This window comes from Gracilibacillus orientalis (assembly GCF_900114645.1).
GTDB lineage: Bacteria > Bacillota > Bacilli > Bacillales > Amphibacillaceae > Gracilibacillus > Gracilibacillus orientalis.
Window position 1 is genome coordinate 201,624 of sequence record NZ_FOTR01000005.1, and the last position, 18,757, is coordinate 220,380.

At 36.8% G+C, this 18,757-nt stretch carries 19 protein-coding genes; 13 read left to right on the top strand and 6 right to left on the bottom strand.

Translation table 11 applies throughout. From position 1 onward, the window contains the following. Positions 1-34: 34 nt before the first annotated feature. The 11 genes from BM121_RS11410 (at position 35) to BM121_RS11465 (ending at position 10,966) form a co-directional block, all read left to right on the top strand. On the top strand, positions 35-247 hold the full coding sequence (locus BM121_RS11410) for a CDGSH iron-sulfur domain-containing protein (protein ID WP_091483764.1): 213 nt from the start codon (positions 35-37) through the stop codon (positions 245-247). 73 nt (positions 248-320) lie between these two features. Next, entirely contained in the window at positions 321-476 is a 156-nt protein-coding gene (locus BM121_RS22060) for a hypothetical protein (RefSeq protein ID WP_175495410.1), read from the top strand. 114 nt (positions 477-590) lie between these two features. Further along, positions 591-2,516, top strand: coding sequence for a BglG family transcription antiterminator (locus BM121_RS11415; RefSeq protein WP_091483765.1), 1,926 nt, complete (start codon positions 591-593; stop codon positions 2,514-2,516). A gap of 360 nt (positions 2,517-2,876) precedes the next feature. Continuing rightward, a complete protein-coding gene (locus tag BM121_RS11420) occupies positions 2,877-4,817 on the top strand; it encodes a PTS fructose transporter subunit IIABC (RefSeq protein WP_091483766.1) in 1,941 nt (646 codons plus the stop codon). Between the two features lie 274 nt (positions 4,818-5,091). After that, positions 5,092-6,360 carry an ammonium transporter gene (locus BM121_RS11425; RefSeq protein WP_091483767.1) on the top strand — a complete coding sequence of 423 codons (1,269 nt, stop codon included), beginning with the start codon at positions 5,092-5,094 and terminating at the stop codon, positions 6,358-6,360. A 35-nt stretch (positions 6,361-6,395) separates the two neighbouring features. Further along, positions 6,396-7,358, top strand: a complete 963-nt coding sequence (locus tag BM121_RS11430) for a DUF294 nucleotidyltransferase-like domain-containing protein (RefSeq protein ID WP_091483768.1) — start codon at positions 6,396-6,398, stop codon at positions 7,356-7,358. Beyond that, the gene (locus tag BM121_RS11435) at positions 7,352-8,080 is read left to right on the top strand and encodes an exonuclease domain-containing protein (RefSeq protein WP_091483769.1); all 729 of its coding nucleotides are present in this window, start codon (positions 7,352-7,354) and stop codon (positions 8,078-8,080) included. The genes BM121_RS11430 and BM121_RS11435 overlap by 7 nt, the downstream gene beginning before the upstream one ends. A gap of 23 nt (positions 8,081-8,103) precedes the next feature. Continuing rightward, a complete protein-coding gene (locus BM121_RS11440) occupies positions 8,104-8,343 on the top strand; it encodes a MerR family transcriptional regulator (protein ID WP_091483770.1) in 240 nt (79 codons plus the stop codon). Between the two features lie 952 nt (positions 8,344-9,295). Beyond that, positions 9,296-9,619: a PadR family transcriptional regulator gene (locus tag BM121_RS11455; RefSeq protein WP_091483773.1), complete on the top strand. Its 324-nt coding sequence runs from the start codon at positions 9,296-9,298 to the stop codon at positions 9,617-9,619. Then, positions 9,612-10,169 carry an HAAS signaling domain-containing protein gene (locus tag BM121_RS11460; RefSeq protein WP_091483774.1) on the top strand — a complete coding sequence of 186 codons (558 nt, stop codon included), beginning with the start codon at positions 9,612-9,614 and terminating at the stop codon, positions 10,167-10,169. Before BM121_RS11455 ends, BM121_RS11460 begins: the two co-directional genes overlap by 8 nt. Then, positions 10,166-10,966, top strand: coding sequence for a DUF4097 family beta strand repeat-containing protein (locus BM121_RS11465; RefSeq protein WP_091483775.1), 801 nt, complete (start codon positions 10,166-10,168; stop codon positions 10,964-10,966). The genes BM121_RS11460 and BM121_RS11465 overlap by 4 nt, the downstream gene beginning before the upstream one ends. 64 nt (positions 10,967-11,030) lie before the next feature. Here the strand turns inward: BM121_RS11465 and BM121_RS11470 are convergent, their stop codons facing one another. Then, the gene (locus BM121_RS11470) at positions 11,031-11,813 is read right to left on the bottom strand and encodes a TIGR00266 family protein (protein ID WP_091483776.1); all 783 of its coding nucleotides are present in this window, start codon (positions 11,811-11,813) and stop codon (positions 11,031-11,033) included. Between the two features lie 308 nt (positions 11,814-12,121). Here BM121_RS11470 and BM121_RS22065 point away from each other — a divergent pair, with 308 nt between their 5' ends. After that, entirely contained in the window at positions 12,122-12,289 is a 168-nt protein-coding gene (locus tag BM121_RS22065) for a hypothetical protein (protein ID WP_175495411.1), read from the top strand. 447 nt (positions 12,290-12,736) lie between these two features. On the opposite strand, the gene BM121_RS11475 is transcribed toward BM121_RS22065, so the two are convergent. Continuing rightward, the gene (locus tag BM121_RS11475) at positions 12,737-13,531 is read right to left on the bottom strand and encodes an RDD family protein (protein ID WP_091483777.1); all 795 of its coding nucleotides are present in this window, start codon (positions 13,529-13,531) and stop codon (positions 12,737-12,739) included. Positions 13,532-13,786: 255 nt separating this feature from the next. On the opposite strand from BM121_RS11475, the gene BM121_RS11480 reads away from it, so the two are divergent. Next, positions 13,787-14,755: a stage II sporulation protein M gene (locus BM121_RS11480; protein ID WP_091483778.1), complete on the top strand. Its 969-nt coding sequence runs from the start codon at positions 13,787-13,789 to the stop codon at positions 14,753-14,755. Here BM121_RS11480 and BM121_RS11485 read toward each other — a convergent pair. Genes BM121_RS11485 through BM121_RS11500 form a run of 4 tightly spaced genes read right to left on the bottom strand, consistent with a single transcriptional unit; the run spans position 14,735 to position 18,756 of the window. Then, positions 14,735-16,090, bottom strand: coding sequence for a DUF58 domain-containing protein (locus BM121_RS11485; RefSeq protein WP_245780789.1), 1,356 nt, complete (start codon positions 16,088-16,090; stop codon positions 14,735-14,737). The two genes, BM121_RS11480 and BM121_RS11485, sit on opposite strands and share 21 nt — an antisense overlap. Beyond that, a complete protein-coding gene (locus BM121_RS11490) occupies positions 16,044-16,973 on the bottom strand; it encodes an AAA family ATPase (protein ID WP_091483779.1) in 930 nt (309 codons plus the stop codon). The genes BM121_RS11485 and BM121_RS11490 overlap by 47 nt, the downstream gene beginning before the upstream one ends. Positions 16,974-16,975: 2 nt before the next feature. Next, positions 16,976-18,097, bottom strand: coding sequence for a DUF4350 domain-containing protein (locus tag BM121_RS11495; RefSeq protein WP_091483780.1), 1,122 nt, complete (start codon positions 18,095-18,097; stop codon positions 16,976-16,978). Continuing rightward, positions 18,097-18,756: a DUF4129 domain-containing protein gene (locus tag BM121_RS11500; RefSeq protein ID WP_091483781.1), complete on the bottom strand. Its 660-nt coding sequence runs from the start codon at positions 18,754-18,756 to the stop codon at positions 18,097-18,099. Before BM121_RS11500 ends, BM121_RS11495 begins: the two co-directional genes overlap by 1 nt. Between the last annotated feature and the right edge of the window lies 1 nt (position 18,757).

An 18,757-nucleotide genomic window follows, 5' to 3' on the forward strand; every position in this document is an offset into this window, starting at 1 on the left:
TCGATAAAATCTGTAAAAGGGGGGGTAATAAAAGATGAGTGAAGAGAACAATAAAGTACAACTAAAAGTAAGAGACAATGGATCGATTTTAGTAACAGGAGATGTCGAATTAGTGGATGCGGAAGGAAATCCGTTTGAAACAAAACCAAAGTTTTCTCTGTGCCGATGTGGCGCATCCAAAAACAAACCATTCTGTGACGGATCACATAAAGAAATTGGTTTTCAAGATCAAATAAGAGCGAAATAAGTGAGACAAGTTGTTTCACATTCTCTCTTGGTGGTATTACTTTAGTAACGCCACCAAGGAGAGGAGAAGAAAGATGACACAAAATAAAAATGTAGAAGTAGAAAGAAAAGAGAAAAGGTCAGACTCTAGTAAAGTAGGAGTTGCTGCGATTAAATATATTACTTATTTAATCATTTTCTTTGGAATTCTATGGTTTTTGATCAACTATGTATTTGGGCAATTATTATAATTTTAATAGAAAAGCAAAAGGCACTGCCATTTCGGTTAGTGCCTTTTCCTATTGATTGCCATTGTAGTTGAATATGATCTATAGTAATGTTGAGTTGGATATGGAGGTGATTTCATGAGGAAGAGGCAACAGATTCTCTTAAGAAAATTATTGTTAGCGGATGGCCAAGTGACCTTAGTGCAAAATTTGGCTGAAGAGCTCGACTGTTCAGAGAAAACGATTCGAAATGATTTGCAAGTAGTGGAATCGTTTTTGGAAGAACAAAGTAATGGGCAATTGATAAGAAAGCCTGGTGTAGGTGTATCGGTTGAAATTTCTGAAGATGAAAAGCAGAATATTTTATCATTGATGCAGACTGATAATAATGTAAAAAGAAATGTTTTAGGTGTCGTTGAGCAAAAAGAAATATTATACCGGCTTCTTATTCATGAAAACATCTCCATTCAGCAATTAACAGACCGATACTTTGTTTCACATACTACCATAAAAAAAGTAATTGAAGAGATGGAAACGTGGTTAAAAACCAGAAATGTACAGATTCAGACCAAGCAAAAAGTTGGTATTGTAGTAAAAGCGGCAGAAAAAGATATAAGAATAGCAATCCAACAGATCGATTATTTTAAAGAAAAGAAAGATTCATCATCTTTTTCTTTTGTGTATCAACAAGTGCAAGAACATGAACGACGAGCACTGGATCAGTCTTTATTAACGTTTATCAGTCATTATCAAATTCCTCTAACCGATGAAAGTATAAAGAGTTTAAAGATCTATATGATAGTGATGATGAAAAGATTGAAGACTAACCATATAATAGAAATAAGTAAAGATCGTGTATCTTTCATAACAAAGAAACAAGAATTTCAATGGATAGAGAAATTAGTGGAAGAATTAGAGGATATTTTTCTTATTAAAGTACCAGATCATGAAAAGGTATACTTAACCATGCAATTTCTTGGAGCGAAATTTCAGGAAAGGCATGAAGATGTATCTGCTAGCGTTGACAAGCAAGCTGAATGGATCGCAGAAGTATTGACAAAACGTCTTAGTGTCTTAGCATTAATGCCTTTCGGTAATGATGAAACATTAAAAGAAGGATTAAAGGTCCATCTTTATTCCGTTCTCAACCGATTGACATATGAACTCCCTGTACAAAATCCGTTAGCATCGGATATAAAACAGATGTACCCGTTTATGTTCGATGCTTTAATTACAGCATTACAGGATATGGAGGAAGAATTGCCATTTAAAATTCCAGAAGATGAAGTGGCATTTTTAACATTGCACTATCAGGCGTCCGTGGAACGAATTAGGGGTGAACGTCAGTTAAATAAAAAAATAGTAATCGTATGTCATATGGGTATTGGCGTATCAGAAATACTACGTTCAAAAATTGCTACGTCATTCCACGAAACAGATATTATTGCGATTCTTCCACAAAACAAATTACAGACATTTTTAAAGGAGCGCTCAGTAGACTTGATTGTTTCGACTGTACCTTTAGATGATATTGTAATCCCACATGTGACCGTTACGCCTCTGTTTAATGAGAACGATAAAAATAAACTTCGAAATGTTTTAAAAGGAAAAGTGGAGAGCCAGGGTGTAAGTGATTCTATATTAAAAAGCTATTTAAAAGAGAATTATATATTTTTACACTTAGATATAGAACATCGCTTCGAATTAATAGAGAAATTGTCAGAGAGATTAGTTCATGATGGTCTGGTAGAGACGGATTATGGGCATCAAGCACTAATCCGTGAACGGGCAGCAGCTACAGCCATTGGTGGCGGTATCGCTATCCCTCATGGTGATCCAAATTTAGTGAGAGAATCAACCATTGTAGTCGTCACGTTAAAAGAACCAATCATATGGGGAACGGAATCAGTTTCGCTAATTTTCTTCCTTGTGCTGAAACAGGAATCATCAGATAAAAGAAGAAGACTATTTCATCAGTTATCAAGATTGGCAGGAAATCCAGAGAAGGTTGCTAAAGTAACTGGTGTAACAGATATAGATGAGTTTTTAGCCATAATGGATTAAAAAATTCTTGCAGTTCTATAAAATTGTAAGGATTTTTATATTTATGCATCTGTCTAGCTCCAAGCTCGCGACTTTCTGTGACAAACGTCGGTACTATTTACGCTTTTAAGGGATTCACGCTAGAAGTGGAGAGCACGAATCACGATTATACGTTTTACTCTGTTTTTAATATAAGTGAAACTTGCTTGTGTTACTTCTAATGGTATGTCATCCGATTAACTGGTAATGAATGGGTCTTTTTCCTTTGCACCTATGAACTAAAAAATCATTTTTGCCGGAAGTAGTGGTAAGTTTCTTTTATTTTGATTTGTCGATTTGGGGGTATACTATAAGTAATTACAATAAGGGAAGGTGTTATGTATGACTAAAGTATTAGCGATTACATCTTGTCCTAATGGGATTGCGCATACGTATATGGCTGCTGAGAATTTAGAAAAAGCAGCGGACGAGATGAATATTGATATTAAGGTAGAAACGCAAGGCTCGATTGGGGCGGAAAATGAATTGACTGCTTCTGAAATAGAAGATGCAGATGCAATAATTATTGCAGCGGATAAAGCGGTTGAAAAGTCTCGCTTTGTTGGGAAGAAATTAATTGTGGCAGGTGTTCAAGAAGGGATTCGAGAACCTAAAGACTTAATTGAAAAAGCATTAAGTGATGAAGCCTTTGTACATCAAGGAGAAGGAAATAATAAAAAAGATAAAATGCCAACTGCATCAGAAGGAACGAAGCAAAATCCAATTTATCGTCACTTAATGAATGGTGTATCGTTTATGATACCATTTATCGTTGTCGGTGGTTTATTAATTGCAATTGCCTTAACCATCGGTGGTGAACAAAGTGAAGCCGGTATTATGATACCTGAAGATTCACTTTGGAAAACGATAGAATCGATTGGTGCTGCAGCATTTAGCTTTATGGTACCAATTTTGGCTGGTTATATTGCTTACAGTATTGCAGATCGTCCTGGTCTGGCTCCGGGTATGATTGGCGGTTATATTGCTGCTAATGGTAGCTTTTATGGCAGTGAAGCAAGTGCAGGTTTTCTTGGCGGTATTATTGCAGGTTTCTTAGCAGGTTATGTGGCGTTATGGATTAAGAAAATTAAAGTGCCGAAGATGGTACAGCCCATTATGCCAATTATTATTATCCCAGTATTTTCTTCTATAATTGTAGGCCTACTTTTTGTATTATTAATTGGTGCTCCAGTAGCACAAGTATTTGAATCACTAACAGGTTGGCTTGCAGGTATGCAAGGGACAAGCTCAATTTTATTGGCTCTCATTTTGGGTGCTATGATTTCATTTGATATGGGTGGACCGGTTAATAAAGTAGCCTTCATGTTTGGTGCTGCTATGATCGGAGAAGGTAACTACGAAATCATGGGACCTATTGCGGTTGCAATTGCTGTACCACCAATGGGGTTAGGCTTAGCAACGATAATGTTCAAAAATAAATTCGAACAAGCACAGCAGGAAACTGGTAAGGCATCTTTAACAATGGGATTCTTCGGTATTACAGAAGGTGCAATTCCGTTTGCGGCACAGGATCCGTTACGTGTCATCCCGAGTATTATGGTCGGTTCCATGTCAGGTTCAGTTGTTGCGATGTTAGGTAATGTTGGAGACAGGGTAGCACACGGTGGACCAATTGTTGGGGTCTTAGGTGCGGTTGACAATGTCATTATGTTCTTCATTGCGATTATTGTCGGTGCGATTGTAACAGCATTTATGATTAAGCTACTAGTAAAAGATGTCGATAACCCAGTTATGGAAGAATCAGTAGAAGAAGTAGAAGAAGAGGAGTCAAATAATACTTCTGCTACCCAATCAGTAGAACAAATAGAAAAACTGACAGATATTACAAGTGTAGAATTGATTGATACAGATATAAAAGCAAATGACAGAGATGACGTCATTGATGAAATGATTGTAAAATTAGATGCTAATGATGTTTTAACTTCTAAGGAAGACTTTAGAAAGGCAATATTAGATCGAGAAGCTGAGAGTTCGACAGGTATTGGTATGAATGTGGCCATCCCACATGGTAAATCAGACGCAGTAAAAGTACCACGTGTTGTGTTCGGTATTAAAAAAGAAGGAGTAGATTGGCATAGTGCAGATGATTCGCTTGCAAAGCTGATCTTTATGATTGCCGTACCGAAACATGCAGAAGGAGATGCGCATTTAAAGATATTGCAAATGCTCTCCAGAAAATTAATGGATGATCAATATAGAGAGCAACTATTGAATGTAAAGTCAGAGGAAGAAGCATATCAATTATTAGATCAAATACAATAATAGCTAAACATCCCTTTTCCGTTTTAACTGGAAAAGGGATGTTTTTATTTGTTTACCACCGTGCTAATCGTCCGTAAAATCCCCACTGCTGGAAATTTCAACTTTTCTAAAGGGTGCAAAGTGGAGGCTTTTTCCTTATCAATCTGATCCAATATACCTTCATCTAAAAACCTTGTTAGATTACCTGACATGAAAATTGTGATGTGTAAGATTTCAGCTTAGACTATATTTAACAGTTGATGTTAATAATATTTACAAGGAGAGGGAAAAGATTATGGAAACTGTACTTATGGATAACTTATGGGTCATTATTGGTACTTTTTTAGTTTTATTAATGATAGGTGGATTTATTTTACTTGAGGCAGGTTCAACTAGAATGAAAAATGCCGGCCACATTGCAGGAAAAACAATTTTCACTATTGGAATTGGCTCATTAGTATTCTGGGCTGTCGGTTGGGGCTTTATTTATGGTGAAGGTAACTGGTTTATTGGTCTATCTGATTTCTTCTATGGTGACACATCATTTAATGAAGAAGGGTTATCACCAGCAGTTGATTTTATTTTCCAAATGATGTTCGCACTTATTGCTTTAACTATTGCATTTGGTGGTTTTGCTGAACGTGCAAAATTATCAGCATATGTTGTATTTGCAGTGTTATTCTCAGCACTAGTTTATCCGGTTGTTGCACACTGGATCTGGGGTAGCGGTTGGTTAGCGGAACACGGTAAGCAAGACTTTGCCGGATCAACAGTTGTACACTTAACAGGTGCCATGGCGGCATTAGCAGCAACAATTATTTTGAAACCACGTATTGGTAAATATAATAAAGATGGTTCATCTAATGAGTTAGCAGGACACAACCAAGTATATACAGCACTAGCAGTATTACTTCTATGGGTTGGTTGGTTCGGATTTAACGGTGCAAGTACATTTGGTGTATCAGAAGCATTCTTTGGTTATGTTATTTTAAATACACAATTAGGTGCAGCTGCTGGTGCAGTAGCGGCAATGTTATTAGTTTGGGCAATCACTGGTAAAGCAGATGTGCCAACGACATTAAACGGTGCATTAGCAGGTCTTGTAGCGATCACAGCATCTTGTGGTTTCGTTGAACCATGGGCAGCTGTAATAATTGGTGCTATTGGTGGTCTTATTGTTTATGCTAGTATGCGATTCTTTGATCGAGCACGTATTGACGATCCGATTTTTGCATTATCAGTTCACGGTACTGTAGGTGTTTGGGGTACGATATCAACAGGTTTCTTTGCTACAGAAGCATTATCGAGCGGAGCTGATTGGGGACTACCAGGTTTATTCTACGGTGGTGGATTCGAACAATTAGGTGTTCAAATCTTAGGTGTTGTTGCATCTGGTGCTTATGCATTTGTTGTATCATTCATTATCCTTAAGGTTATGGATAAAGTAATGGGTGGATTAAGAGTTTCTGAGGAAGAAGAGATTATCGGTCTTGACATGAGTGAACATGGTAGCTATGGTTACCCTGAGAACATTCCACACCCTGATGAACAACAGGCAAAATAATGCAAAGTTCTTCTATAAAGGAGAGGACCTCCGTAATGGGTTATGAAGACATAAAAAAATGGCGTGAACAACACATTCATGAACAAATGAATCATGAACAATTAAACAATTTTCATGATGAACTAATGATAAAAACTGTACAATCAGCAATGGAGAAAGTTAAGGAAGAGCAGGGGAAAGTTCCTGCTCCCTTCGCTTTTTTTCTTATGGGTAGTGCAAGCAGAAGGGAACAATCGATTTGGAGTGATCAGGATCATGGCATTATTTTCGATGGTCCCAACCAACATCAAGCTTATTTTCAAAAGTTAGGAACAGAGATTGTGGATGGCCTAGAAATAGTCGGCTATGAACGGTGTGAAGGGAAAGTAATGGCATCTGAATCACGATGGACAAAATCGGTTGATGATTGGAAACAACAAGTCATCAACTGGCTTGATGAAGAGAGTTGGCAATCGTTACGTCATTTTTCCACTTTCTTTGATTCTCGAGTTTTACTAGGAGAAGAAAAACTTCTGAAAAATGTAAAACAAGTAACATTTTCATATATTCAAAATCATCCTAAAATAATGAATAGACTTGTGGATAATGTAGGATTTATCCGAAAAGGTGTAGGAGTATTTGGGCAGTTATTGCCGGAACAATCTGGAACAAGAACAGGTCAGATAAATATTAAAACTATGGCACTGTTTCCGTTTGTCAACGCAATTCGACTATTAGTTTTATGCAATCAAATTATGAAGACACCAACTGTCGAAAGGTTTGCAGCACTTAAAACGAAATACTCCTTTTTAACGGAGTATCAAATACTGTTTGAAAGTTTGCTAGCTTTTAAGTTCCAGTTCACAAAAGATGCAGCCGAATATGAAGAAGTACATTATATTCCTTTGAAGAAGTTATCAAAAAAAGACAAACAGGAGTTGAAGGAATACATGAAAAAAGGTGCAGAATTGTTTGAGCGAACAAAAAATACGATAGAAAAAGAGTGTTCTAAATGGTAATGAATCAAATGCTTCAATTTATTAAACAGATGTCAGGAAAAATGAGTGATATGAATCCTGTAACCAGTCAAACGGATGCAAGAAAGATTGCTTATATACGTAACTTACAAAGGGAATTGAAGCAAAAAGATGTGTTAAATACACCTTTTAAAGATTTAACTGTGGTCGTCTTTGATATCGAAACAACTGGCTTTTATCCTTATAGTGGCGATCGTATTCTTTCCATCGGTGCAGTGAAAATGAAGGGATCTGAAATATTAAAAGATCAGTTGTTTTATAAAACGGTTTATAGCGAATCCCCTCCTTCAGAAGAAATTGCGACTTTAACAGGGATTACCAAGACGGAGCTTAATCAAGCGGCACCTTTACCAGAAGTGTTAAGGCAATTCTTCCAATTTGTTCGTAGTGATACTTTGATTGCCCATCACTCCAGTCATGAAAAGCAATTTATGAAACAAGCTAGCTGGACTGCGTTGAAAACAAGCTTTCAGCATCGTATCATTGATACTTCTTTTTTAACAAAAGTTGTGTCCCCTGGAGTTTCTCTTGTTACATTGGATGAGTGGTGTGATCACCATGGAGTAGATATTAGCCGTAGACACCATGCGTTATATGATGCTGCAGCAACTGCCAAGTTATGGTCGCAAAATGTAAAAAAAGTAGAAGAAATGGGTTTCACCAATTTAAAAAATATTTATACACATATTGCTAGTTTGCCTTAATTCTGAAAGGAGAGGAAAAGAACGTGAATCATGACATTCCAGATCATATGGCCACCTTTCCAATTAGTGTAGTAAAAGAACTGACAAAATTAAGCGGAAGGCAAATTCGTTACTATGAAGAACAAGGATTAATCTCCCCAGCCAGAAACGATGGAAACAGAAGAATGTTTTCTTTAAAGGATATCGAACGATTAAAGAGAATTAAAGAATTAATTGATCAAGGAATTAACATTGCTGGAATCAAAGCGATGTTAAGAGATTAACAACTCCCCCGTTTTTTTAGTAAAAAACAAACAGGGGGTTTTTTAATGTCCAAAACCACTAACCATCCATCGTAGTACACATAAACTGCGCAGTAACTCTATAAAGGATTTGCTTCCTTCTTGTAGAGATTGTTATGTCACCGCTGCGGCAGAATACTTCGCTTTCCGTGGGCACGGCATCAGCTAACTTGGTAAAGAAAATCACTTTACCAAGTGGATCTTCAGCCCGTGCTGTTCCCACAGGAGTCTGCGTATTCTGCCTACGCTGGTAAGGATTCACTGGTGATTGAAAGGATAACATCTATGGAATATACACCTTTAGGATTTCTTCTCACTTCATTAAAAAACTACTCTAGGCTGCTGGAAAATGCGAGACTCCTGTGGGAAAGGAACAGTCTGAAGACCCCAAAGGAAGCGATTTTTGCTTTAGTAGATGTTGCACTTGTGCCCTTGGGTGAAAGCGAGTGTTTTTCCGCAGCTTAGTATGTATTTCTTATCATGCAGGAAGAAATTCATAGAATATCATTCCATAAGTTCTTTTCTTTCGATAAACAGAACACTACGCAAAGCGGAGGCAGAATACGCAGACTTCTACAGGAACAGCGCGAGCCGAAGACCCCGCAAGAAAACGTACTTGGTTTTCTGAGGAGGCTAAGGCCGTGCCCGTGGAAAGCGAAGTATTCTGCCGAAGCGTTTCCCAGCAATCACCATCAAAAAGGTGGAAGAGCAAATCTACGCAATAATTTATTGCGCAGTTTGTATCTACTGGTTAATAATATTTGTCCCTCGAAATAGCAGGTTATGAGTAACAATCTTTTAGAAAATGAACTTTCAAAAAAATAGTACCTTGCAATATACAGTAGTTGGTGGTATAGTTTATTCATTAAGTACTAATTGTATGCCAGTACTGTTCAATGTATAGTAGTGGTAAGAAAATCGGAGGTTAACTACCATGAATATCCAATTTAAAAAAGGAGCCTTAGAGTTATGTGTGCTTGCTTTGTTAAATAAGCAAGATCATTACGGTTATGAGCTCGTCAAAAAAATATCAGATCAAATTGCTATTTCAGAAGGATCTGTATATCCCCTATTACGGAGATTGAAGAAAGAAGAGTACTTTACGACTTATTTGCAGGAATCGCAGGAAGGCCCATCACGTAAATATTACCAGCTAACGGATAAAGGAAAAGAATATCTGCATGATTTGCTCAAGGAATGGCAGTATTTCTCTGAAGGGGTAAATCATATTATTAAGGAAGGTGTTAGTAATGAATAAAAAAGAATTTATAACTAGTTTAGATACAAGATTACAAAAGCTTACTAAAGAGGAAAGACAGGATATTTTGCAAGACTTTAATGAACACTTTGATATTGGAAAAGAGGAAGGGAAGACAGAAGAAGAAATTGCTCATTCGTTGGGATCACCCAGTCAAATTGAGAAAGAATTATTAGCTAGTTACTATGTAGAAAAAGTGGAGTCAACTTCATCAGCAGGTAATGTATTAAAAGCTGTTTGGGCAGTTATCGGATTAAGCTTCTTCAACTTAGTAATTGTACTTGGCCCTTTTATTGCTTTAGTCAGTGTGATTGTGGCCGGATGGGTAGCAGGTGCATCATTTGTCCTGTCTCCACTATTGTTCCTGATTAATTTAGCCGTTTTTCCTGGTACATTTGAGTTTTTTGATATGTTTTTTTCAGTTACGCTATGTGGACTCGGGTTATTAGTTGTGATTGGAATGCTTTATGTTACCCGTTTTGCAACAAAAGGGCTTATACGATATTTGAATTATAATGTAAATCTTGTTAAAGGTGGAATGAAATCATGATAAATGTAAAGAGAATCATTATGATTGCCTGCGCGTTATTATTAGTAGGTGGAATCGGCAGTATCATGTCTTACCGTTTTTATGAGCCAGTTACCCTTGCTGTAACAAAGGAAATAGAAAGTACTGATATTACTTCCGTTGAAATCGATATGCAAAATGAAAAAGTAGAAATCATACCGACAACTGATCCGGTTCCAAAGGTTGAACTGACAGGTACAGAGGATAGTCATACTAAAAGTGAATTAGTTGTAGAGGAAAATAATAATACGTTATCAATTTATACAGAAAATGAGATGGCAAAGTGGTTTTCCTTTAATTTTTTTAATAATACACGTACATTAACAGTCTATTTACCTGAACAAGAAAAACAAAACTTAGAAGTTGAAACTAGTAATGGAAGCTTACAAGCACGAGATTTAACGGTAAATCAAGTCAATGTAGAAACAAAGAATGGCAAAGTAGAGCTTAGTGATGTTGTAGCAGACTCATATCAACTGAGGGCTTACAATGGTAAAATTGACCTTGAAAACGTTGAGGGGGAATTGGCTGCGAGGGTAAATAACGGAGCAATTTCTCTTGTAACAGAAAATTTGGATCGTAACATTAATTTTGAGACAGACAATGGAAGGATAAAGATTCAGAGTGAGAAAGAACCAACAAATACTGTATTTGATACATCAGTGAAGAATGGTAGAGTGAACCTGTTTGATGACTCTGATTACAGTACAGTAATAGGCGATGGAGATAATCTGGTGAAATTAAGTACGAAAAACGGAAGTATTACCGTCAGTCAATAAATAAATATTCCAGGAGTGAACATATCAGTTCGCTCCTGGAATTTGCATTATATATGATGTATGATTACTTATTAAACAAGTCAAATACTCCGCCAATACCACCCTCGCCTTTATTTCCACCTTTCTCTGGAAGTGCAGCAAATACTTTACTTGCAAGACGACTGAATGGTAACGATTGTACCCATACAGTTCCTGGCCCTGAAAGTGTTGCAAAGAAAATCCCTTCTCCGCCGAATAATGCGGTTTTGATTCCCCCTACAAATTCAATGTTATAATCAACATCACCAGTAATAGCAACTAAACATCCTGTATCGACACGTAATTTTTCCCCGGGTTGTAACTCACGCTTATGGATGGTACCTCCAGCATGAACAAAAGCCATGCCATCGCCTTCTAACTTTTGCATAATAAATCCTTCTCCACCAAAGAAACCAGTGCCGATTTTCCGCTGAAATTCCACACCAATTGAAACACCTTTAGCTGCAGCTAAGAAAGCATCTTTTTGGCATATTATTTTACCATTTAATTCACTTAAGTCCATTGGTATGATCTTGCCTGGATAAGGAGAAGCAAAGGAGACATGTTCTTTCCCTGCGCCCTGATTCGTGAAAGTCGTCATAAATAAACTTTCACCTGTAATAACTCGTTTGCCAGCACCAAGTAATTTACCGACAAGTCCTCCTTGTTTAGAGCCACCATCTCCGAAAATCGTTTCCATTTCAATGTCATTATTCATCATCATTAAACTTCCAGCTTCAGCAATCACTGTTTCCTGTGGATCTAATTCCACTTCTACAAACTGCATATCATCTCCGTGTAATGTAAAGTCAATTTCATGATTGTTCATGTCTACTCATCTCCTTTTTAATAGCCTATTTATATATACGTATCATATCACAAAAACGATTTGAATTGTCAGAAAATTCTAATCGTTGTGAATAAATATTCAACCTGTTTATAAAAAAGTTGATATAATCGCGTTTCTATATATTACAAAAACATTGCAAATTTAGAGTAATTAAGGAAAATGCGGAGAATTAAAAAGAATATAAAAGAATTTCATAATATATGTTTACAAATCGAGTAAATATGGTAATATATAATTAAATTCATTAATAAATGAAGAATTTTTTAAGGGAAAGGGGATAGTTGACTATGGTAACTTCTTTATACATGGTTTCTCTAACTATTCTACTTGCTTTTCTAGTTTTATCTGCAGTTGAAAAAATAACGTCACGCAGAAAAAAACTAAAAGTAGAGATGAATTTAGAAACACCCAACACGCAAGTACAACCGGTTATTGCTGGTAAAAAAATGAGATAAGTAACTAGTCATCTGAAAGATAGGACTAGATGAAATAGGGCTTCCTGATTTTTATCCGGGAGGCTTTTTGTTTGTGTTAAATTATTTTGAAAATTATTATGTGTTAGCTTACCGAAGTCATTAATTACAGCAGGATTAGTATTTGCAGGTATCATGTCCAGTATGGTGAATGTTTGCATCCTACTATTTGCAACGATAGGCGCCATTAGCAGGCTTAGTGCAAATTTTCAATGGGGGCTATGGGGATGTTCGTTGTTCTGTCTTTTGTAGCTAAAAAAGGATAAAAACCTTGATGAGGGGTTTTTATCCTTTTTTTGTTAGGAGTAAATATATAATTTTTGCTCTTTCAATGGTCAGTAAAGAATTGTTGAGACAAATGGAGATAAATCAATCAAAAGTCACCTAAGATTTACATCTAATTGAAGTAAACGGAGTAGGCATTTTCTATCAAGCGTATTCCCACTCATCCTTAAGATGTAAATAAAGCAATAACAACCATACTTCGTTACTTTTGGTGCTGTCTTGCATCTGATCTTCAATTTTCGGCAAGAGAATCTCACTGACTTGCGTCGTCAGCTCATCTTTTTCCTGTGTATCCATATGAAGGATTCGATGAACGTAGGTCTGTAAAAGACGCCAATCTTTTTGATTAAATTGTTTCAAGTGGAAGGATTCTAACTGCAAGTCCTCCTTTTGAATACCAAGTTGAACGATATGTTTTTTTAATGGAGATTGTTTGAGCGGCTTTTTCCGTCTTTCATGCACAACAATAGTTCCTGCTGTCATATCTCCTAACCGTTTGTGTTTAGAATGGAAAAAAACTAGGATAATACCAACAGCATAAGCACCTGGCAACATATCTATTAACCTTACAAAGTTTCTAATGATACTTGCAAGGAATGTAATATTATGTCCATTATCCTGTATAACTCGGATGCCCAACAATCTCTTACCAATGGTTCGACCTCCCCAGAAGTATTCAAAGAAGATGAAGTACCCAAATTGCAGTAAAAAGATCATGATGATGATAATTGCTAACATGGCACTTTCGAGATGGCCTAAAAATATATCACTCAAACTATTATTAAACGCTAAAAATAAAAGCAATATACCCAGAAAATGAGCTAATAAAATAATTGTATAGTCAATAATATGGGCAGCAGACCTTGATCCTAAGCCAGCTAATTGAAATTGTAAAGAGACATACTCGGGTGTTTTTACCTGTAACTGTTCTTGTTCCATGTTTAACCCCTTTCTTATTATTTTCTAATATCAACAGCACGTATTTCTATACTGTTCATTAAGACTATTTTCCATTATAATGAAGTGAGACTATGATCAGTGGGGGGGTTGACTCCCACTGATCATTAGCGAAACTTATCAGGGCGTTAGCTTCTGTTATCCCCACTTAGCTTCCTTGTGTTACTTGAAGTAGTAGGGGTCTTACAGACAGTTAGCACCGTGATAAAGTAAAATGCTAGTAAAAAAGGTGATTATATGCAATTAAATCAATTCATTAAACAGCACCGTCAAGATTGGGAACAATTAGAAAAGCTGATAACCCAATTACCAAAGAAAAAGACCAACGAAATCATCGAGGAGTTTCAACATACATATCAAAAAGTGGTGAGACAGTTATCTTACAGCCAGACTTATTTTCCGAATGAAGACGTGACGAATTATTTAAATGAATTAGTCGGAAAAGCACATAATGTATTATACCAATCTCAACATTCATCATGGAAACAAGCCTATCATTTCTTTTCCAGTAAATTCGTAGGTCTACTATTAGAACAATGGAAGGCAATTATTATTGCCTTGCTTTTATTTTGTTTTGGTGGTATTGCAAGTTTTGTAGCTGTAGTTGAAAATCCAGCTCATTTATTTGGTATTTTACCAGAAAATATGGCACAATCATTTGACCCTGAGTCACTCGGAGAAGAGCCATCCGCAGTTGATGCACCTGTTATGTCGGCGGAAATTATGGTTAATAATATGCGTGTTGCCATTCTTGCATTTGCCGGTGGTATAACGTTCGGATTACTGACTGTATATGTATTGATTTATAATGGCATTATAGTTGGCGCCATTGCAGGACTTTTCTGGAACTATGGAAGTTCATATGTTTTTTGGGCTTATATAGTCCCACATGGAGTGATTGAATTAATCGCTATTTTTATTGCCGGTGGTGCTGGACTACTGATGGGATATAAGTTGTTTGTCCCTGGAAATTATTCGAGAGGATACCAGCTGAAGACGCAAACAGTGAGATCGGTCCAGTTGTTGTTAGGCACCATTCCTTTATTTGTAATAGCTGGTATCATCGAAGGTTTTATCACTCCTGCTGATATTTCATTAGAGATGAAATATGCTGTAGCATGTACAACAGCCATCGGCCTTGTCGCTTACATGATAATTGGTCATTATCTCTTGCGAAAGAGAGCGTTACAGCATTCCACGGTTTAATGTTTCGATGTAATGGGAAACAGAAGTGACTGCTAAACGTTCAGCAGGTGCTTCTAGCATGGGTAGTCCATGCTTTTTCCATTTATTGATGACTTGTTTCTGGTTGATATATTGTTTTTGTGCGATGCTTTTTTCTATTGCTGATAAGGTGCTGTCAGGCTTCGTTCTTATTTGAGCTTGTAGCAGGCGATCTTCAATGCCCAACATGACAAAAAGGTGTTTTTTTCTTATTTTCTTCATGTGAAATAGTTGATAATCTTCATTCGCAAATGTTTGTACATCACTGAAAAGTACAATCATACTTCGTTTTCGCTGGATGGATTGAGCGTGCTGTAAGGCAAGCGGATAGTTGGATTCTTGTGCATCAACTTCTATATCATAAATCGTTTGTAAAATAGTGTCTAAATGCTCTAATCCCTTATCACCAGGCACAACTGCTTTCATTTCTTTTGAGAAGGCTATGACGGCTACTTGATCGCCATTTTTTAGAGCTGCAGCCGCGAGCGTGATAGCTGCTTCAACCGATTTCTCCAACCGATTTCCTTCTTCTAACTCGACTCCCATCATACGACCGCAATCAATTAAGATCGTTATGTTCTTCCCATGTTCCGGTTCATATTCGTTGGTCATCACATCTTGCAATTTGGCAGACTGACGCCAATTTATTTTTCGTGGATCGTCTCCAACAACATAATTTCTAACCTTAGAAAATTCTCCAACACCACTGCGCATCTTTCGAATTTTTATCCCTTCATGTAATAAATATTTTTGGGCACTTTCTAAATACCTTTTTGTCTCTGAAAGGTTGGGAATGACTTTTACCTCATGTGGTAAGTGGTAGGTCATTTGTTTTTCCCAGAGTCCCATTTTTGTCTTAAAGCGAAGATACAATTTATCTATCAGATATTTTCCTCTTATTTGCGGGAAGACCTCATACGGAATGTCAACTGTTCTCCCGCTAGGAACTTGCTGGTTGAAGGGGAAAATGGTTTGAAATGATGCCGGTATCCCATCCTTTAGTCGAACCGTAAACCTGTCATTTGTATGATTTTTAATACGAATGATCACCATTTGTTTATCATATCGTTCCATTTCATCGGCAATGGTACGATCTACATGTATATCTTTCTTTCTGGGAAGTAAGAAGGCATCTATGCTTAACAGACTTACCATTAGTAGAGTGGCTATACCCAGAAACAGCCATGAAAATTGCCAGAATGATAAAATAAACATAGCTAAAATAAACAGAGCGTAATAACTTAATAGTTTATATGTAGGAATAATCCCTTTATCTCGGAACAGCAACCGATCCCACAAGCTCTTGAATCGTTTCATCGATATCAGATCCCTCCAATTCTGCATATGGAGATAGTTGAACACGATGACGTAAACTAGGAATAGCTACCGTTTTCACATCATCCGGTGTAATATAGTCACGGTCATCAAGATATGCCCAGGCTTGTGCTGTTTTTGCTATTGCGATCGCAGCACGGGTACTTGCTCCATATTGAATATGTTCCAATTCACGTGTTTTACGAACAATCTTCATAATGTAATCAGCTATTTCGTTACTAATGTTTACTTCTTGAACACTTTTTTGGATATCTAGTAATGAATCATTGGAGAATATGGATGCTATCTCCTGTGGATTTGTTTGTTCTTTTATTACCATTTGCAAAACAGATGTTTCTTCTTCTAATGTAGGGAAATCTATCTTTAGTTTAAAGAAGAATCGGTCTTGCTGTGCTTCTGGTAACGGGTAAGTCCCTTCAAACTCGATTGGGTTTTGCGTTGCTGCAACAAAAAACAAACCTGGTAATGGATAAGTTTCTCCTTGAATGGTAACTTGTTTTTCTTCCATTGCTTCTAAAAGAGCTGCTTGTGTTTTAGCAGGTGTTCGGTTGATTTCATCCGCCAGCAACACATTAGTAAAAATCGGTCCTTTTAATGTTTGAAAATCATGTTCTTTCATATTATATATAGCACTTCCAGTGATATCACTAGGCAATAAATCGGGAGTGAATTGGACACGTTTAAAGTCACTATCTAATAGCTGGGCTAATGTTTTTACCATTTGTGTTTTGCCTGTCCCAGGCACCCCTTCTATTAATACATGACCACCAGCTAAAGCAGCGGCTAATAATAATCGTACGTTTTTCTGTTGACCAAGAATACGTTGTTCATAGTTTTCTAATAATGACGTAATCGTTGAAGTCATCGTTACTCCACCTCTTCTCTTATTTTATCTATTTTTGCAGACCAGGAAAGATACTCATGTTTATTTAACGATTTCCGACTTGAAATGGTTTCAATTCCCTGGGCAATGTAATCTAATTCTTTTGCAGAAATAGAATCTATTTTTTCTTCCATTCTTGTCAATCTTTCCTTCCAACTGTGATGATAAGGTATACCGTATCGTTCTCGAATTACTTCTTTGAGATATTCGAGTTGGTATTGAAGCGATGCTTGATAATTTTTACCTTTGGATTGCCAAATAGCGAGTGCTCTTACACGTTCATTACTCAGTCTGACCGTTTCCTCACGAACAGGATAAATTGGTCCAAAACGTTTACCTTGATTCCATAGAATAAAAATTGTAATGATGAGACCTTGAACTAATAATACGTATGCCCAGCCAGGAAACAATTCAAAATAGGACACAAGACCGCCTGATGTAGCTAGACTATACTCATCAAAAATTACTGTCTTCGATTCTTCGAAGGGAATAAGATTAAATATAGCTGCTGTATGATCATGTTCGGTGATGTGTTCATTTGTAAGCCAGGCAGGTTCTAAAAGTACAATGAGAGAGCCTTCTCCTACTTTTCTCTCTATTGCGAGTGCACCAGCATTATCTTCTAACAGCACAATGTCATCATCGTTTACTGTCAAGCGGAGGAAGCTGTTTTGAAGTACTTCCAATGGTTCTCCCTGATAATCTGCTTCAGTTGTAGTTTGAGGTTCAGTGTTAAACGATTCTGTGACTGCATATTCTGTTTGCAGGTTAAAAAGTCCATCAGGGTTTTCTTTAGCAAGTACGACGGTATTGCCCTCTCGTACGTAATCGAGATAGTGATTTTCTATATTGTTATCAGAGAATACAGGTGGATTCACTAGAATTCTTAACGTTTCTTCTGTCGTCGCAGGTAATGTTTCTTCACTTGAGACATCATAATCACCTTGTTCTAAATATGTATAGATAGCCTTTAGTCCGGTAGGTGAGGGTGATTCGACAAGATAAGGAGGATACTGCTCCGATGTATTACTGGTTGAGAAAATACTGACTACGATAAGCAAAAAAAGGAATATGACTCCAATGATCCATGTTTTTTTATCAAACATTATCGTTCACCTATTTCTTTCGTATCTGATTGATGCAAAATGGAATCTATCCATCTATTAATTTGAGTCTTATACGTTTGATAATCCTCTTCTGTAATAGACTGTTCACCATATGTGACTTTTTCAAAGAATAGAGCTAAATTGTAAAAGTCTACTGCTAATGGTTTATTGGTTTGTTTTAGTTCTTCATAATAATCCCAATTCGTTTTCCATTGATTTGCTTGTAACAAACGGTATTCATGAAAAATTAACAACAACGCCAAAAACTGATGTCTGGTAGCCAGGCGGTAATCAGCTTGTATTTCATAATCTCTGGCACTCTGCAAATGATCGTCATAGTTCCAATCTAATTCATTATTTTTATTAAATGGTTGTTGATTGGAAAGTCGTCTTTTTCTTGCAGTGAACATGATCAAAGCAATAACGCCAAAAATCACTACAGCTGAAACAATCAGGACAATGAGGACGATAATCAGATTGCCAGCTGTAGAGGAAGGTTCAAAGGAATCAAACAATTTAGTGAGTATGTCACCAATCCAATTAGTTACACGATCCCATATTCTTTCTAAAAAACTGCGATTGTCTTCATAATAGACTTGATATTCCTGTTTACTCAAAATATCGTTTAACTGCTCTTGTTCCGTTCGAATAGATGACATC

Excerpts from the sequence above, each read along its gene's own strand:
- BM121_RS11480 (WP_091483778.1), top strand. The coding sequence starts at position 13,787 with ATGCAATTAAATCAATTCATTAAACAGCACCGTCAAGATTGGGAACAA.
- BM121_RS22065 (WP_175495411.1), top strand. The coding sequence starts at position 12,122 with ATGGTAACTTCTTTATACATGGTTTCTCTAACTATTCTACTTGCTTTT.
- BM121_RS11485 (WP_245780789.1), bottom strand. The coding sequence starts at position 16,090 with ATGAAACGATTCAAGAGCTTGTGGGATCGGTTGCTGTTCCGAGATAAA.
- BM121_RS11425 (WP_091483767.1), top strand. The coding sequence starts at position 5,092 with ATGGAAACTGTACTTATGGATAACTTATGGGTCATTATTGGTACTTTT.
- BM121_RS11455 (WP_091483773.1), top strand. The coding sequence starts at position 9,296 with ATGAATATCCAATTTAAAAAAGGAGCCTTAGAGTTATGTGTGCTTGCT.
- BM121_RS11410 (WP_091483764.1), top strand. The coding sequence starts at position 35 with ATGAGTGAAGAGAACAATAAAGTACAACTAAAAGTAAGAGACAATGGA.
- BM121_RS11420 (WP_091483766.1), top strand. The coding sequence starts at position 2,877 with ATGACTAAAGTATTAGCGATTACATCTTGTCCTAATGGGATTGCGCAT.
- BM121_RS11415 (WP_091483765.1), top strand. The coding sequence starts at position 591 with ATGAGGAAGAGGCAACAGATTCTCTTAAGAAAATTATTGTTAGCGGAT.
- BM121_RS11460 (WP_091483774.1), top strand. The coding sequence starts at position 9,612 with ATGAATAAAAAAGAATTTATAACTAGTTTAGATACAAGATTACAAAAG.
- BM121_RS22060 (WP_175495410.1), top strand. The coding sequence starts at position 321 with ATGACACAAAATAAAAATGTAGAAGTAGAAAGAAAAGAGAAAAGGTCA.
- BM121_RS11435 (WP_091483769.1), top strand. The coding sequence starts at position 7,352 with ATGGTAATGAATCAAATGCTTCAATTTATTAAACAGATGTCAGGAAAA.
- BM121_RS11465 (WP_091483775.1), top strand. The coding sequence starts at position 10,166 with ATGATAAATGTAAAGAGAATCATTATGATTGCCTGCGCGTTATTATTA.
- BM121_RS11470 (WP_091483776.1), bottom strand. The coding sequence starts at position 11,813 with ATGAACAATCATGAAATTGACTTTACATTACACGGAGATGATATGCAG.
- BM121_RS11490 (WP_091483779.1), bottom strand. The coding sequence starts at position 16,973 with ATGACTTCAACGATTACGTCATTATTAGAAAACTATGAACAACGTATT.
- BM121_RS11495 (WP_091483780.1), bottom strand. The coding sequence starts at position 18,097 with ATGTTTGATAAAAAAACATGGATCATTGGAGTCATATTCCTTTTTTTG.
- BM121_RS11500 (WP_091483781.1), bottom strand. The coding sequence starts at position 18,756 with ATGTCATCTATTCGAACGGAACAAGAGCAGTTAAACGATATTTTGAGT.
- BM121_RS11430 (WP_091483768.1), top strand. The coding sequence starts at position 6,396 with ATGGGTTATGAAGACATAAAAAAATGGCGTGAACAACACATTCATGAA.
- BM121_RS11475 (WP_091483777.1), bottom strand. The coding sequence starts at position 13,531 with ATGGAACAAGAACAGTTACAGGTAAAAACACCCGAGTATGTCTCTTTA.